The sequence below is a fragment of the Streptomyces sp. NBC_00236 genome (assembly GCF_036195045.1).
Classification (GTDB): domain Bacteria; phylum Actinomycetota; class Actinomycetes; order Streptomycetales; family Streptomycetaceae; genus Streptomyces.
In genome coordinates, this window is the sequence record NZ_CP108100.1 from 6,665,790 (window position 1) to 6,680,845 (window position 15,056).

Sequence of the window (15,056 nt, forward strand, 5' to 3'; positions counted from 1 at the left end):
TCGGCACGTGGGGTGCGCCCATCGGGCATCCGGCAGGAGGCGGCGCGGGCTGCGTCCCCGGGCCTGTCGAGGAGTCGGGACGACGTGCACCACGGGCGGCCGGGCCGGCGCCCGGCATCCTCCGCGGCAACGGCAGCCCCGCCCGTACCGGACCGGAACCCGCCGGTACGGGCGGCCGGGTGGGGAGGGTACGTGCCGCGCAGGGCCGTGCGCACAGCGGGAGTTGGGCCCTGGGGGTTGCGAAGGGCGGGCCTTGGCTAACCTGCACGGGTGACCACCGACCTGACCCTGCTGCCGCGCGTCGCCTACCGGGGACAGGAACTCACCGCGCCCCGGCTGCGCGGTCTACTCGCGCTGCTCGCGGGCGACCTGCGCACGGGCTGCAGCAGCGGGCGGCTCGTGGAGGGGCTGTGGCCGGACGAGTTGCCGGAGCGGCCGGGCAAGGCGGTGCAGGTTCTCGTGTCCCGGGCGCGGTCACTGCTGGGCGCCGACGTCATCGCCAGTACGCCGACCGGATACCGGCTCGCGCTCTCCGAGGAACAGGTCGACACCTCCGCCCTGCTGCTGCACGCCACAGCGAGCGCGGACCGGGCCAGGGCCGGCGACCACGCGGGGTCGCTCGCCGCGGCCGAGGCCGGGCTCGCGCTGTGGGCGGGCACGCCCGACGGGGCAGGCGACGCCGGCGACCCCGTGGCCGCCCTGCGTGCCGAGCGCGCCCCCGTCCGCGGCGCGCTCGTACGCGCACAGGCCCTCGCGCTCGCCCGTCTCGGGAGGCACGCGGAGGCGGCCGGACCGCTGGCCGCAGCCGCCGCCGAGCACCCCCGCGACGAGGAGGTGCTCGCCGAGCTGCTGCGCGGCGAGGCCGCGACGGCGGGCCCGTCGGCCGCGCTGACGCGGTACGAGGCCTACCGCGGTGAGCTCCGCGACGAACTCGGCACGGATCCGGGTGCCGGGCTCAAGGCCGTACAGCACGAGCTGCTGCGCGGCGAGGCGCCCGCGGTCAGGCACGGCGTACCGCACGAGCCGAATCCGCTGCTCGGCAGGGACGAGGACATCGCGGCGGTGCAGGGCCTGCTGCGTACCTCCCGAGCCGTCACCGTCGTCGGCCCCGGCGGCCTCGGCAAGACCCGGCTCTCGCACGCCGTCAGCCGCCGCGCCGAACAGCGCGTGGTGTACTTCGTGCCGCTCGCCGGCGTCACCGCGGACGCGGACGTGGCCGCTGAGGTGGCCTCCGCGCTCGGCGCGGGCGCGATGAGCGGCCAGGCGGCGGCCGACCCGGTGGCCGGCATCCTCGGTGCGCTCGGCTCCGCACCCGCGCTCCTGGTCCTCGACAACTGCGAGCAGGTGATCCGGGGCGCCGCCGACCTCGTACGGGCCCTCGTCTCGTCCTCGAAGGGCCTGCGGGTACTCGCCACCAGCCGCGCCCCGCTGGGACTCACCTCGGAGGCGTTGTACGCACTGCCGGAGCTGGCCCCCGACACCTCGGTCGAGCTGTTCACACAGCGGGCCAGGGCCGCCCGGCCCGGCGTGGAACTGCCGCCGGACGAGGTCGCGGAACTCTGCCGCGACCTCGAAGGGCTGCCGCTCGCCGTGGAGTTGGCCGCGGCGCGGGTTCGCGTGCTCTCTGTGCCGGAGATCGGCCGCCGCCTCGGAGACAGGTTCGCGCTCCTTCGCGGCGGAGCCCGGGACGCCCCGGAACGCCACCGCACCCTGCACGCGGTCGTCGACTGGAGCTGGAACCTGCTCGCGGAGGACGCCCGGGCGGCGCTGCGCACGCTGTCCGTCTTCCCCGGCGGCTTCTCCGGCGAAGCGGCGGAGCACGTCCTCGGCGACGATGTGCTGTTCCTGCTGGAGCAGTTGACCGATCAGTCGCTGCTCACCGTCGCCGACACCCCGGCAGGCGTACGGTTCCGGATGCTGGAGACCGTACGGGAGTTCAGCGCCGCCCGGCGCGCGGAGGCGGGCGAGGACGAGGAGGCAGTCCGCCGGTTCCTCACCTGGGCGAGGGACTTCGGGGCCACGTACCACGACTGGTTCTTCCGGTCGGAACCACGGGCCGCCTGGGAGCGCATCAGGCCCGAGCAGGACAACCTCGTCCTCGCCCTGCGGCATGCCCTGGGGCGCGAGGACGCACCCGCCCTCGCCGCCCTCACCGCCGTCCTCGCCGCCCTGTGGGCCACCGACTCGGGCTTCCCGCGGCTCGCTGCCCTCGCCTCGGAGACCGGCCCGCCGCTCTCCCACTACCACCCCGAGCCCGCGTACGTCGAGGTCGCCCGCGCTGCCGCGGTGATGTGCACGGCGGGTCTGTTCATGGCCCACGGCCCGGTCGCCGTACGTCAGCTCGTCACCCTCCGGCGGCTGCCGACGGCCCCGCCGGACACGCTCCTTCGCGCCATCGGGGCGGTGCTGAGCGCGATCCCCGAGATGCTCCCTCCCGACCACGACGTGCTGCGCGGGCTCTGCGAAAGCGACCAGCCGCTGGTCGCCGGAGTCGCCGAGTCCATCGCCACGTATGTCTGGGAGTACGAGCACGACATCGACCGCGCGCTCACCTCGGCCCGCCGGATACTCACCGAGCTGGCCCCGGTCGAGAGCCCGTCCATGCAGCTCACGGGGCACTCCCGGCTCAGCGAGCTGTGCCTGCGGACGGGGCGGGGTGACGAGGCGTACGAGCACCTCAAGGCGACCCTGGACGTGGTGCCGCGGCTCGGCGACGGACACGACTACCTCTTCATCCGTACGAGCCTCGTCCTCGCCTGCCTGCAGCGCGGCGATCCGGAGGAGGCCGAGTACTGGCTGCGGCAGGCGGAGCGCGACAACACCCGGGAGCCGGACTCCTTCTACCGGCCCGACCTCGCCGGGCGGGCCGAGATCGCGCTCGCCCGCGGGCTGACGGAGGTCGGCCTCGGCCTGTGGCGCGGCGTCGTGGAGTGGATGCCCGAGGCCGGTTCGCCGCAGGGCGACGAACTCCGGCTCGACCCGTCGGCGCTGCACCTCCAGGCGGTGGCGGTCTCGGCGCACGCGTACGCCGACCGTCTCGAACTGGTCGCGGAGCCGCTCGACCGGCTGCGGAACGGGCTGCGTACCCTGCTCTCCGGCCCGCCCGGCGCGCCCTGGCAGCTCCCCGTGTTCGGTACGGTGCTGCACGCCCTCGGCCTGGCGGGGCTCGCCTCCGGCGATGACGATGCCACTGCGATACGGATGCTCGCGCTGGCCGAACGACTGCGGGTGATGCGCGACTTCCAGCCCACGATGTCAGCGGACCGGGCCAGGCGGGCGGCCGAGAACGCCGACCGGGCGGCGTACGCCGACGCGGTGTCGGAGTATGCCGCCCTGGAGCGTGACGAGCTGCGGGACGCAGCCCGCGCACTCACTTCGGGTCGCGGTTGAACTGGGCCATCGACCAGCGGTAGCCGAGCGCGATCAGTGCGAGGCACCAGGCGATCGCGATCCACCAGTCGTTGCCGATCTCGGTGCCGAGAAGCAGGCCACGCAGGGTTTCGATGGCGGGGGTGAAGGGCTGGTACTCGGCGATCGGCCGGAACCAGCCCGGCATCGTGTCGGCCGGGATGAAGGCGCTGGAGATGAGCGGGAGAAGGATCAGCGGCATGGCCATGTTGCCGGCCGCCTCGGCGTTCGGGCTGGCCATGCCCATCCCGACGGCGATCCAGGTGAGCGCGGTGGCGAACAGGGCGAGCAGCCCGAATGCCGCGAGCCACTCCAGGGCGGTGGCGTCCGTGGACCGGAACCCGATGGCCACGGCGACCAGGCCGACGAGGAGCAGGCTGGCGAGTACCTGAAGCACACTGCCGACGACGTGCCCGACGATCACCGAGCCGCGGTAGACCGCCATCGTGCGGAAGCGGGCGATGAGGCCCTCGGTCATATCGGTGGAGACGGAGACGGCGGCCCCGATCACGGTGCTTCCGATGGTCATCATCAAGATGCCCGGGACGATGTAGGCGATGTAGTCGGAGCGGTCCGCGGTGCCGCCGCCGATGCCCGCGCTCATGACGTCGCCGAAGATGTAGACGAAGAGCAGCAGCATCATGATCGGCGTGAGCAGCAGGTTCAGGGTCATGGACGGGTAGCGCCGGGCGTGCAGGAGGTTGCGGCGGAGCATGGTGTTCGAGTCGCGGACGGCGAGGGCGAGGGTACTCATCGGGCTGTCTCCTTGGACTGGGCGGCCTGGGCCGGCACGGTGGAGCTGGTGAGGGCGAAGAACACGTCGTCGAGGTCGGGGGTGTGGACGGTGAGTTCGTCGGCCTCGATGCCGGCGGAGTCCAGCCAGTCGAGGATGGCGCGCAGTTCGCGCTGGGTGCCGTCGCTGGGGATGTGGAGTGACAGTGCCTCGTCGTTCCGGGTGGCCTCGCGCAGGGCGGTGGCGGCTGAGCGGTAGGTGTGGGGGTCGGTGAAGCGGAGGCGGACGTGTCCGCCGGGGACGAGTCGTTTGAGTTCCTCGGCGGTGCCTTCGGCGGCGATTGTGCCGTTGTTCAGTACGGCGATGCGGTCGGCGAGTTCGTCGGCTTCTTCGAGGTACTGGGTGGTGAGGAAGACGGTGACGCCGTGGGTGACGAGGGTGCGGATGATGTTCCACATGGTGTGGCGGGAGCGGGGGTCGAGGCCGGTGGTGGGTTCGTCGAGGAAGATGATGCGGGGGTTGCCGACGAGGGTCATGGCGATGTCGAGGCGGCGTTTCATGCCGCCGGAGTAGGTGGAGGCGGGTTTTTTCGCGGCGTGGGTGAGGTCGAAGCGTTCGAGGAGTTCGGCGGCGACCCGGCGTCCTTCCTGCTTGGAGAGGTGGTGGAGGTCGGCCATGAGGAGCATGTTCTCCTCGCCGGTGATGAGTCCGTCGACGGCGGAGAACTGTCCGGTGACGCCGATGGTGGCGCGTACGGCCTGGGGGGCGGTGGTCAGGTTGTGGCCGCCGACGTGGAGGTCGCCGGCGTCGGCGGTGACGAGGGTGGAGAGGGATCTTCACGGCGGTGGTCTTGCCGGCGCCGTTCGGTCCCAGCAGCGCGAAGACCGTCCCGGCCGGCACCTCGATGTCGATGCCGTCGAGGACTGTCTTGTCCCCGTAGGCCTTGTGCAGCCCCTTGGCCGCGATGGCGAGAGAGTGCGAAGTGGTTGTCGTCATGCCGAGGAGGTTGCGGCAGGGCACATTCACTGCGGTTTCACGACGGTTTCAGCGCCCTGAAACCGGGCCTCGGACGCGCCCTCCCCAGTGCCTCGTGGGCGAGGAATCCCGTGGCGCCGGGCAGCCGGCCCCACTCCGATGCCCCGGGTATCGCCGTGCGCCCTGGGCATGGAGGCCCGCAACCGGGATGATGAGCGGGCTGGACACGGCCATCGCCCGAACGGGAGTGACAGCTGATGAGAGCGTGCGTGGTCGGGGCCGGCCCCGGGGGAATCGCCACCGCCAAGGTGCTGCTGGAGAACGGCTTCGACGTCACGGTCTTCGACAAGTACCAGCAGGTCGGCGGAGTCTGGTCAGCAGAGGGCTGCTACGACGGGCTGGCGAACCAGTCCGCGCGCCGCATCTTCGAGTTCGCCGACCTGCCGAACCGCCTGCACTTCGCCGGCGCGGTGGAGACGCAGCGCTATCTGGCGAGCTACGCGGAGACCTTCGGTGTACTGGACCGCGTCCGGCCCGGTTCCGAAGTGGTCTCCGTCCGGCCGGTGGAGGGGCCCGGGCGGATGGGCGCCTGCGGCTGGACGGTCGGCTCCCGGCCCGCCGGGGACGGGGCGGCGGACGTTCATCGCGAGACATTCGACTGTGTCGTGGTCGCCAGTGGGGCTCATCATCATGTGCGCATGCCCGAGCTGCCCGGGCGTGAGCTGTTCCGTGGGACGGTACTGCACTCCAACGAGGTGCGGGCCGGGGCGTTCAAGGGGCAGCGCGTGGTTGTCGTGGGCGGCGGCAAGTCCGCACTGGACCTGGTCACCCGAGCCGCACGCGAGGCGGCCTCGGCCACGCTCGTGCAGCGCAAGGTGAACTGGATGATCCCCGAGCGCTATCTGCTCGGCCTGGTCGGGTACAAGTGGATCCTGTTCACCCGGCTCGGTGAGGCGCTCCTGCCCCGCTACCACGATCCGGCCTGTGTCCCTCCGGTCGACCGCATCGACGAGCGGGTCAAGCGGGCCCTGTGGTGGCTCATCACCCACGACACGCTGCTCTCCACCGGGCTGTACCGGTTGCCGAAGCACCTGCGGCCCGCTCACGCGCTCCCCTTCCACCTCGCCCACGCGGGAGTGATGCCACGCGGCTACGTGCGGGCCGTCCGCCGCGGTCTGATCGCCCCCAGAGTCAGTGCCGTCGAGGCGTACACCGACAAGGGGCTGCGACTGGCGACGGGCGAGGAAGCGGCGGCGGATGTCGTCGTGTTCGCCACGGGGCACCACAAGACCTTCCCGTTCCTGGACCCGAGGGTGCGCGTGCACGATGCCGACGGTCGGCTGCGGCTCTACCGAGGCATCGTGCCCCCCGGCGCCGACCGGCTGGGGTTCGTCGGATTCCGGCAGGTGTTCAACAACATCATGGGAATGGAACTCACCGCACACTGGCTGACCGGACATTTCCTGGAGAGGCTGCTCACCGCCCCGGGCGAACAGGAGATGGAGGAGGCCACCGACGCTCGCCTGGCCTGGCAGGAGCAGGTACTGCCGGGCTCCGGCGGCTACGACTTCGGCCCGTACGACATCCACTGTGCGGACGAGCTCCTGCACGACATGGGGGTGCCGTCGCGCCGGGCAGGCAACCTGCTGGCCGAATACCTGCTTCCCGGCGGAGTGGCACACCGCTACGCGGGCCTGAGCCGAGCGCGTGCGGAATGTTGAGCAAGGCGCCTTTACACGTCAGGCGGGAACGTAGCCGCGCGTGCGGATGTGGTGCTGAGTGAGGACCGTGAAGGCGCGCGCGGCGGCGCTCCGGTAGGCGCTTTCCCGCTGCAACAGGGTGACGGTGCGGGCAGGCAGGGCCGGATCGAGGGGAACGGGGGTGAGGAGGGCGTGCCCATGGGTGATGGCGTCGGGCAGAACGGTGGCGAGTTCCGTACGCCGGACAATCTCGGTGAGGGCCTGGATGGAGTTGGCCTCCACCGCGATGCGTGGCTGCACCTTGTGAGCGGTGAAGTAGACGTCGATATGGCCACGAGTGGCGAAGTCGTCGCTGAGCAGCGCGAGTTGGCGTCCTGACAGGTCGGCCACAGGCAAGGGCTGCGGCGGGGCGGGGACGCCCGGGTGTCCGGCGACGACAAGGCTGAGGGTTTCGGCATACAGAGGGGCGGCGGTGATGCCCGGCAGGTGGGCGCCTTGGAAGGCGATGCCGAGGTCGAGTTCGTCCGCCAGGAGCCCGGCCTCGATGCGGTCCTGGGGCATTTCCTTGATGTCCAGGGTGATGCCGGGGTGGTGGGCGTGGAGTTCGGCGACGAGAGGGCCGACGAGGTAGGCGGTGAACGTGGGGGTGACCGCGAGGCGGAGGTGGCCCCGGGAGAGGTCGGACACGTCCAGCACCGCGCGTTCGGCTGCCGCCAGGTCGCGCAGGGCCCGCCGGGCGTAGTGAACATAGGCCTCTCCGGCATCGGTGAGCCGGACGGTGCGGCCGGTACGGTCCAGCAGCTGGACGCCGACGGTGCGTTCGAGCTGTTTGACCTGCTGGGAGAGCGTCGGCTGGGAGATGTGCAGGGCTTCGGCGGCGCGGGTGAAATTGGCGTGCTCGACGACGGCGAGCAGGTAGCGCAGGTGACGGAGTTCCGGAGCCATACCCACGACTATAGGTGACATCGATAGCAGTAATGGATAACACGTCTTGGACGCTATAGGTACAGGTCATGCACGGTGGAGAACGTCAGCCCCCACGGGGCCGGCATCCACGGAAGGGAGTGACCATGCATGACCTCACCGAGGGAGTCGCGCGATTCCAGCGAGACGTCTACCCGGCCAAAGCGGAGCTTTTCGCCCACCTGGCCGCGACTCACCGGCCGTCGACACTGTTCATCAGCTGTTCCGATGCTCGCGTCGTGCCGGAGCTGATCACCCACAGCGAGCCGGGTGAGCTGTTCGTCATCCGCACCGCCGGTAACCTCGTCCCCGCCCACGCGCCCGGCCCGGACGGGGTGGCAGCCAGTGTCGAGTACGCCGTCGCGGTCCTGGGCGTGAGCGACATCGTGGTGTGCGGGCACTCCGCCTGCGGCGCGATGACCGCCATCGCCGAACACCACGACCTCAGTGGCGCCCCGGCGATCGCCGACTGGCTGCGGCACGCGGACGCCTCCGTTGCCCGCGGCGCCGCCGCGGGGGATGCGCAGAAGGTGGAAGACCTGGTGCGGCAGAACGTGCTCGCCCAGCTGGCGAACCTGGCCACCCACCCCTCGGTGGCGCGGGCTCTGGGCACGAGGTCGGTCACCTTGCGCGGCTGGGTCTATGACATTCCCACCGGCACCGTCGACGAACTCGACGCCGCCCGTCCGGCCGCCCTGGCAGCCTGACCGCCCGTCCGGCCGCCCTGGCAGCCTGACCGCCCGCCCGGCCGCCCCTGACCGCCCGTGCGGCCGCCCTCGCAGCCTGACCCGGCGCCCGGGCCCGATCCTCTGCCGCCCGATGGCGCGCCCCACCACTGAACCCCCGTACCTGCCGTTTCCCTGTCTTCCCCCGGCGAGCGGCACACCCGAAAGGAAGCCCTTCTCATGATCCACGCCCAGTTCGACAGCACCGCCCGTCAGGCACTGGCCGCCAAGGCCGTCGACGCCAAGATGCGCAAGGACCTGTCCTGGCAGCAGATCTCCGACGCCGCGGGGCTGTCGGTCGCGTTCGTCACCGCCGCCGTGCTCGGTCAGCACGCACTGCCGAAGGCGTCGGCAGAGGCCGTCTCTGAACTCCTGGGCCTGGACGCCGCAGACGCGACGGTGCTGCAGACCATCCCGACCCGCGGCTCCGTCCCCGGCGGAATCCCGACCGACCCGACCATCTACCGCTTCTACGAGATGCTCCAGGTCTACGGCACCACGCTCAAGGCTCTGGTGCACGAGCAGTTCGGCGACGGCATCATCTCCGCGATCAACTTCAAGCTCGACGTGAAGAAGGTCGCCGACCCCGAGGGTGGCGAGCGCGCCGTCATCACCCTGGACGGCAAGTACCTCCCGACCCAGCCCTTCTGATCCGGCCGAGCCCGCAGCGCCAGGGGGCGGGCCCGCAACAGCATCGGCCCGCCCCTCCTTCTCCTGCCGGACGGCTTGACCTCCTTCTCCCGCCGGACGGTACGACCTTCCTGTTCCGCAAAGGACTCCGCATGGACTTCGCACAGCGCACCATCGGCATCGCCCGTCTCAACGTCGAGGAGGGTGGCCGGCCATGTGCGACCGTGATCGTCAAGGACTGGGACGAGCGGCGCCTGCCCATGCGCTACGAGGAGCGCGACACGGCAGTTGACGTGTACAGGCTCTGGCAGGAACGCAACGACGGCAAGCGCCGTGCGGCCGACGTCCCCATCGACTGACCTCCGCTCCGACCGGCCCGATCGAGAGGCGGTGCGGCCGGGCCGAGAAGGCGGCGCGGCCGAGAAGGCGGCGTGTTCGAGAGGCGGTACGGCCAGGCGCGTACGGCTGGAGGCTCGCCGGCGAGGAAGCCGAAACGACTGGGGTCGCCGTAGAACACCTCGACGGGATGACAGCGGACAAGCACTGTCCTTTGACACTGAAGTTAGTCGCCGGGGTCGCGCTGACCTGCCACGACTAAGTTGGTTGGCAAACGATCACGTGGGATCGGTCGCGGCGTTGGCGGTCACGTCGGCTGGTCAGTCCCAGTCGGACGCCGGCTGATCGACTCGGCCGCCTGTGTGTGGTGTGGGGATGTAGCCCTTCGCACCGTCGGGCAGTTCGGCGACACACGCCGACGAGCAGGCGCTGACCAGCAAAGGAAGCACGTCGGTGGCCACGCGTAGCGAGATCCACACCTGATGGAGTCCGTCTTGTGCGATCGGATGGTCGCAGACACCGCAGCGATGGATGGCGGTGTCGCCCCATCGCCGGGGATCCAGGTTCTCCAGATCGAGGTCCGTGACGGAGTCCTGGGCAGGCTGAAGTCTCGGGAAGGGCGGCCGCAGCTTCTCATTGCCGAACAACGCGCGCGTGCTCACTGTGCTGCGGGTCAGCTTCCAGCATCGGGTGATCTCGTAGGGGAACCAGTGCAGCCGGTATGAGGTGTAGGGGGTGAACTCCTCCAGGCTGGTCATGGATCCGATCTCGGGCGGGATGCGAACCAAGTTGCTGCCGTAGAGCACCAGGTGTTTGACCGCCGTCAGCATGGCGATGCTCGGGGGCAGGGTGATGACCTGCCGCCGCTCTTCCGGGCTCAGCTCGGTGAGGGGACGGAACTCTTCGCGCCCGTCGGCGATGGCCTCATCGACCAGCTCTAGCAGGTGCTGCCAGCCCGGGGCGGAGGTGTCCTGCCGTTCGGTGTGGAACCCGACGCGGGCTCGCGGTTGCGGCCTGGACTGGTCGAAGCACGAGCACGCGTCCTGGCGGGGCCCCCGCCGCTCCGGGGCTGGATCTGATGTGTCGCCCCAACGGTTCACGTAGAGCCTCGGTTCTTCCTCGTCCGTCATGGCACCAAGATACGGAGGTTGCTGGGGGCCGCTTCAGTGACTATGCGGGCGAGAGAGACTCAGGGGCGAACGCTTGCGCGGAGAAGCTGGCGCTGCTGATGGGGAATTGCGTGACGTTCCACATGCGGACGGGACCGGAAGTAGACGTTGATGGAGGAGTAGGACACGGAGACGTCGTGGTCGTCCATCAGCCGGTTCCAGATCTCTCGGAGATCGAGGCGCTGGGCGAGCATGGCGTCAATCAGGGTTCGTGTTGAGTCGTTGATCGCGGGGGCGGGCCGTCTGACTGGCTGCCCCGTCTTGGGACCTTTCCTGGACCTGTAGGGGCTCGGAGCTGGCATTTCCAGGATGGTGCGGATGGTCTGGGAGGGCAGTTGGTGGCGTCTGGACAGGTCGCGGATGGTCGCGGTCCCGGACTGGGCAGTCTCGTGGATGCGGAGGGCCAGGTCCGGGCGGTCGGCCAAGGGGACGTTGCTGGGGTAGCGGACGTTCGGCTTAGTGCGTCGGCGTGGCGATGCGACGTCGGCCAGGGCTCGTTCGAGTGAGCGTCTGGGGCGGCCGGAGACTGCTGCGAGGCGGGAGAGACTGGGTTTGCCGAACCAGAACGGTGGGCCGCAGAGGAAACGGTGCAGGTAGCTGGGCTTGAGGTGGTTGGCGCGAGCCAGGCGTCGGATAAAGGAGTCGGTTGTCTCTCCGAGCCGCGGCGGAACCTGGATGGGCAGCGGGGCAGGTCGGTCCGTTGGCACGCGGGTCACTTTCGGGCCGTCTTCTTGGACGGGGACGTCGTCGCGGTCTCCGCGGCGTGGTCCAGGGGGATCGCGTCGATCGCTTCTCTGGTCACACGCTCGGTGCCATTGAGGATTGCGTCGATCGCGGCGCCGCGGATCGCGTGAGACAACGCTCCGATCATGCCGTCGGCCCGGTTGTGGAGGTAACGGTCCAGCTTGACCAGGCTTCCCGGCGGGTGTTCGTGCAGGAGCAAGGTCTCTTCCAAGGTCGCGACCAGCCTCTTCCATTCGTCTCCGTAAGGAAACGGGCGGGTGGGAACGAGGGTGAACCGGCCCGCGATCTGGGCGCCCCGCGTGCCGGCCAGGAGTTCACTGGTCTCCAGGCCGATACCGGCGTAAACGAACGTTGCGGGGATGCGCTCCGAGAAGTACTTCAGGGTGTCGGAGACCTCGCCGCCGGCCCGCGTGACCTGCGAGACATTGTGGATCTCGTCGACGAGCACGAGGCCGGTGCGAGTGTCGGTGCAGACGCCGACCACTGCCTCGATGATGTCCGTCATGTTCGAGCGGCCTCGGACGGGAAGGCCGAGGAAGCGGGCGAACTCAGCGGCGACCATGCGGGCGGTGGCCGCGGGCGGGACGGTGATGTAGAGAACCGGGATGCGGTCGGCGATGTTCGGGTGCCGGGCCCGGTCGAGGAGTTCGTGGGACCGTCCGAGCTGGGTGATGGCGCTGGTCTTGCCCGTTCCGGGAAGCCCGGAGACCATCAGGCCGCGGCGGGCGCTGATCGCGTGCCGGTTGAGCAGGACCAGCCTGCGGCCGCAGATCACCGTCTTCTCGACGAACGAGGTGGCGACCGTGAGCATGCGGGCGTGATGGCCGAGTCGATCGTCGTCGTAAAGGTCCCGGGCGGTGGGAGAGAGCTGTTCCAGGTCGCGGGGAGACAAGAGGACCGGGGGCGCGGGGGAGCTGTCGATGAACCTCCGCCATCCGTCCAATGTGGTGAGCTGCCGGTTGGCATCGGCATCGACCTCCAGCAACGCGGTGTGTCGGGCCGCTAGTTCAGGGGTGGTCACGAACGCCTCCAGGGATTGGCGAGCGGGTCGAACAAGCCCAGCGGGACGACCTTGGCCAGGCCAAAGTCCGCATCGTCCTCTGGCGGCGCCCCGGTGACCGGCGGGTCAGGATTCGACCGGTCGGTCGTGGTGGCCCGGGTGCGGGCAGCGACGCGGCGGTCTCGCCGGGAAGCCCTGGCCGGACGGCCGTTCTCCTCTGCGGGGCCGTCGTGGGCTCGCTGCAGAAGGGCAGCGGCGGCATCGGCGATCTGTTCCTCACTCCCGCCGGGCACCTGTTCACGGGCGTGGTCCCAGGCCATCTCGCCGAACGGGACGCCGACGCGGTGCAGGTGCTTCCAGAACACCGTGATCCACCGGTTGGACTCGTCGCGGCGGTCCCGTACCCAGATGCGGGAGACGTCGTAGAGGTCGTAGTGGATCTCCCATAACCCCTTCTTCGCCGCCACCCCGGAGTGCTGACGGCGCAAGGGAGTCAACTCGCGGGCGTCATATGTGCGGTGGTTGATCCGGATGCCGTAGGCGTTGATCGCCTGCCACCGTTCGGGCAGCAACTCGATGTAGTCCTCGCCGCTGAGCGGAGCCGGAACGTAGCCGCACGACTCCAGCAGCGTCGCGTACTTCTCGTTTGGCGAGAACGCCCGCTTCGGGGAGTCCGGGTCCCGCAGTGCATCGTGCGGACGGTTCTGCCAGACGGCGACGGTCCACTCCTCCAACAAACTCTGCAGCTCGGACAAGGACCACAGCGGCCCGTTCTCCAGCCCCCGGCCCCGACGGTCCACCGACCGGCCGGTGTAGCCCGCGACGAACTGCGCGAACAGCGTCGCCACCGACCCCAGCGTCTTCTCGATCGCGCCCTTCTCGAAGGGGGACGCCTTGTGAGTCGGCTGAAGACTGATGCCCAGGTAGCGGCAAGAGGCACGGAAGTTGTTCGAGATGAAGGCCTTCCCGTGGTCGCAGACGATCGTGTCCGGCACGATCACAGGCTTCGCAGCTGCGTGCTCCAGCCGCTCGTCCAAAGCCAGCAGCCGCCGGTGCGGCATCGCCGACCTCGACATCCGAAGGGCCTCCGACCAGCCAGGACGCATCGCCTCTGGGGTGACGCTCCGGGCCAGGAGAGCAGAAGCGTCGGCCGCCTTCGTCGTCGGTCGCAGCACCACAGCGGCCAGTGACCTGGTCGCCAGGTCGATCATGGCCGTCAACTCGACCTTCTCGGCAATCCCGTTGTCCAGCCGCACCAGGACATCCAGCGGAGTGGAGTCGATCTGTATCCATTCCCCTGGCGCGCAGGCGGGCACCTCCCCGAACGGACCGGTCGGACGCGCGTTCACCGAACGGCGCGTGGTCGCCGAGCCTGTGGCGTGGGTGCCGGCCGCCAGCCTGTCGAACAGCCGGTAGAGCGTGCGCTCGGACGGCACCTCGACACCTTCCGCGTCGTCGCGTGCGTTCAGGATCTGTGTCGCCCGCCAGACCACGAAGCCGATCGTCTTGGACGACGCCTCGGCGGTTTCCTCGATCGCCTCTCGCATCGCCTCGACCACCGCCGGGTTGACCCGGCCGAACGACGGCATCTGTTTGGCCGACCGGCCATCGGCCAGTCCTACCAGCCCGTCGCGCTGGTAGCGCTGGCGCCGCTGCTTGACGCCGCTGGCCGTCATCGCGTGCCCGGCCGCGGTCAGCTCGGCAGCCTTGGCCCGCTCACGCTGAGCCAGCGAGTTCCGTGCCGGATCGAACTCTGGCCGCGGCGCCGTCCCCACAGGAGCATCCGACGGTAAGCCGTCCAAAACCTCCAGAATGTGCCTCTCCCACCAGCGGGCCTGTTCAGCCGCGGTCTCCGGGAACTCCGCGATCCTGCCCGTCGGAGGCACCCGCCGCCCTTTACCCGTCACAGGTCACCTTCATCCGCCAGGCGCACGATGGTGGACGGCCCCAGCAACTCGATCGCCAGTCCCTCGGCGGTCATCTCCTGGAGCCAGAGGAGATGGAACAAGACAGGGAGCGTCTCCAACCGATCGCCGGCGGCATCGGCGCCGACCATCAGCGGGGCCGGGAACGCGAAACCCTCCCGGAGCCGGTCCACGACTGGTCCGCGCAGGCACCGCGGGTGCCGATAGCGCGACAGCCACCGGACATTTGCCAGTAGCACCGCCTCCGGCACCCCGACCCGCTCGAAGCTCCACCCCGCCTGGACGCAGGCCAGGCGGGTGACGTCGAACGCCTCTACGTCCTTCGGCTCGATCCGTTCATCGGCGCGGACGTCGACGACCACTGCCGAGCCGTCCCTGCGGCGTACGAAGTAGTCCGGAGCATGCCGACGCTCCCGTTTGCCGTCGTGCCAGTGCAGCCAGAACGGCTGCGAGGCGATCCCTGCCACCTCGGGATCGAAGTCCATCAGCAAAAGCCGGTCCCGCTCCAGCCAAGACTCGAAACCGACGTGCTGCCCGACCGTTGCCGCCCAGTACCAGCCGGAGAAGTGACGCTCACCACGCGACCAGCGAAACGGTCGTACGGCAGCCACGTCCTCGAACCGGGCCGTCACACAGTCCAGCAGTGGACGCCGCCGACGCTCGCGTACAGCATCTACGTACGACAGCTCGACGTACGGCTCTGCAAGATCCACCTCGACCGGTACGGCCACCCAGCACCCCCAGCGCG

At 69.9% G+C, this 15,056-nt stretch carries 11 protein-coding genes and 1 pseudogene; 5 read left to right on the forward strand and 7 right to left on the reverse strand.

Annotation, left to right across the window (positions count from 1 at the left end; translation table 11 throughout):
- The first annotated feature begins 270 nt into the window (after positions 1-270).
- On the forward strand, positions 271-3,390 hold the full coding sequence (locus tag OG446_RS29810; RefSeq protein WP_328896899.1) for an ATP-binding protein: 3,120 nt from the start codon (positions 271-273) through the stop codon (positions 3,388-3,390).
- On the opposite strand, the gene OG446_RS29815 is transcribed toward OG446_RS29810, so the two are convergent.
- Both OG446_RS29815 and OG446_RS29820 read right to left on the reverse strand, forming a co-directional pair.
- Positions 3,371-4,162 (reverse strand): ABC transporter permease, encoded by a 792-nt coding sequence (locus OG446_RS29815; RefSeq protein WP_328896900.1) that lies wholly within the window; start codon positions 4,160-4,162, stop codon positions 3,371-3,373. The two genes, OG446_RS29810 and OG446_RS29815, sit on opposite strands and share 20 nt — an antisense overlap.
- Positions 4,159-5,137 (reverse strand): annotated as a pseudogene (locus OG446_RS29820) (ATP-binding cassette domain-containing protein). The gene OG446_RS29815 and the pseudogene OG446_RS29820 overlap by 4 nt, the downstream one beginning before the upstream one ends.
- Before the next feature lie 236 nt (positions 5,138-5,373).
- On the opposite strand from OG446_RS29820, the gene OG446_RS29825 reads away from it, so the two are divergent.
- A complete protein-coding gene (locus tag OG446_RS29825) occupies positions 5,374-6,837 on the forward strand; it encodes a flavin-containing monooxygenase (protein WP_328896901.1) in 1,464 nt (487 codons plus the stop codon).
- Between the two features lie 18 nt (positions 6,838-6,855).
- On the opposite strand, the gene cynR is transcribed toward OG446_RS29825, so the two are convergent.
- On the reverse strand, positions 6,856-7,761 hold the full coding sequence (gene cynR / locus OG446_RS29830) for a transcriptional regulator CynR (protein ID WP_328896902.1): 906 nt from the start codon (positions 7,759-7,761) through the stop codon (positions 6,856-6,858).
- 125 nt (positions 7,762-7,886) lie between these two features.
- Between cynR and OG446_RS29835 the strand changes: the two genes are divergently transcribed.
- The 3 genes from OG446_RS29835 to OG446_RS29845 all read left to right on the forward strand — a co-directional run bounded on the left by OG446_RS29835 (position 7,887) and on the right by OG446_RS29845 (position 9,493).
- Entirely contained in the window at positions 7,887-8,486 is a 600-nt protein-coding gene (locus OG446_RS29835; RefSeq protein WP_328896903.1) for a carbonic anhydrase, read from the forward strand.
- Positions 8,487-8,684: 198 nt separating this feature from the next.
- On the forward strand, positions 8,685-9,155 hold the full coding sequence (cynS, locus tag OG446_RS29840; RefSeq protein WP_328896904.1) for a cyanase: 471 nt from the start codon (positions 8,685-8,687) through the stop codon (positions 9,153-9,155).
- Positions 9,156-9,286: 131 nt separating this feature from the next.
- Complete coding sequence (locus OG446_RS29845; RefSeq protein ID WP_328896905.1) at positions 9,287-9,493, forward strand: hypothetical protein; 207 nt, start codon at positions 9,287-9,289, stop codon at positions 9,491-9,493.
- Positions 9,494-9,790: 297 nt separating this feature from the next.
- On the opposite strand, the gene OG446_RS29850 is transcribed toward OG446_RS29845, so the two are convergent.
- From OG446_RS29850 to OG446_RS29865, 4 genes are all read right to left on the reverse strand, one after another.
- Positions 9,791-10,600 carry a leucine-rich repeat domain-containing protein gene (locus OG446_RS29850; protein WP_328896906.1) on the reverse strand — a complete coding sequence of 270 codons (810 nt, stop codon included), beginning with the start codon at positions 10,598-10,600 and terminating at the stop codon, positions 9,791-9,793.
- Between the two features lie 751 nt (positions 10,601-11,351).
- Positions 11,352-12,404 (reverse strand): ATP-binding protein, encoded by a 1,053-nt coding sequence (locus OG446_RS29855; protein WP_443050240.1) that lies wholly within the window; start codon positions 12,402-12,404, stop codon positions 11,352-11,354.
- On the reverse strand, positions 12,401-13,930 hold the full coding sequence (locus tag OG446_RS29860) for a Mu transposase C-terminal domain-containing protein (RefSeq protein ID WP_328898455.1): 1,530 nt from the start codon (positions 13,928-13,930) through the stop codon (positions 12,401-12,403). The genes OG446_RS29855 and OG446_RS29860 overlap by 4 nt, the downstream gene beginning before the upstream one ends.
- A 356-nt stretch (positions 13,931-14,286) precedes the next feature.
- Positions 14,287-15,039 carry a TnsA-like heteromeric transposase endonuclease subunit gene (locus OG446_RS29865; RefSeq protein WP_328896907.1) on the reverse strand — a complete coding sequence of 251 codons (753 nt, stop codon included), beginning with the start codon at positions 15,037-15,039 and terminating at the stop codon, positions 14,287-14,289.
- Positions 15,040-15,056: the final 17 nt, after the last annotated feature.

Coding starts and splice junctions, on each gene's coding strand:
- cynR (WP_328896902.1), bottom strand. CDS start 7,761: ATGGCTCCGGAACTCCGTCACCTGCGCTACCTGCTCGCCGTCGTCGAG.
- OG446_RS29815 (WP_328896900.1), bottom strand. CDS start 4,162: ATGAGTACCCTCGCCCTCGCCGTCCGCGACTCGAACACCATGCTCCGC.
- OG446_RS29835 (WP_328896903.1), top strand. CDS start 7,887: ATGCATGACCTCACCGAGGGAGTCGCGCGATTCCAGCGAGACGTCTAC.
- cynS (WP_328896904.1), top strand. CDS start 8,685: ATGATCCACGCCCAGTTCGACAGCACCGCCCGTCAGGCACTGGCCGCC.
- OG446_RS29860 (WP_328898455.1), bottom strand. CDS start 13,930: ATGCGAGAGGCGATCGAGGAAACCGCCGAGGCGTCGTCCAAGACGATC.
- OG446_RS29845 (WP_328896905.1), top strand. CDS start 9,287: ATGGACTTCGCACAGCGCACCATCGGCATCGCCCGTCTCAACGTCGAG.
- OG446_RS29850 (WP_328896906.1), bottom strand. CDS start 10,600: ATGACGGACGAGGAAGAACCGAGGCTCTACGTGAACCGTTGGGGCGAC.
- OG446_RS29825 (WP_328896901.1), top strand. CDS start 5,374: ATGAGAGCGTGCGTGGTCGGGGCCGGCCCCGGGGGAATCGCCACCGCC.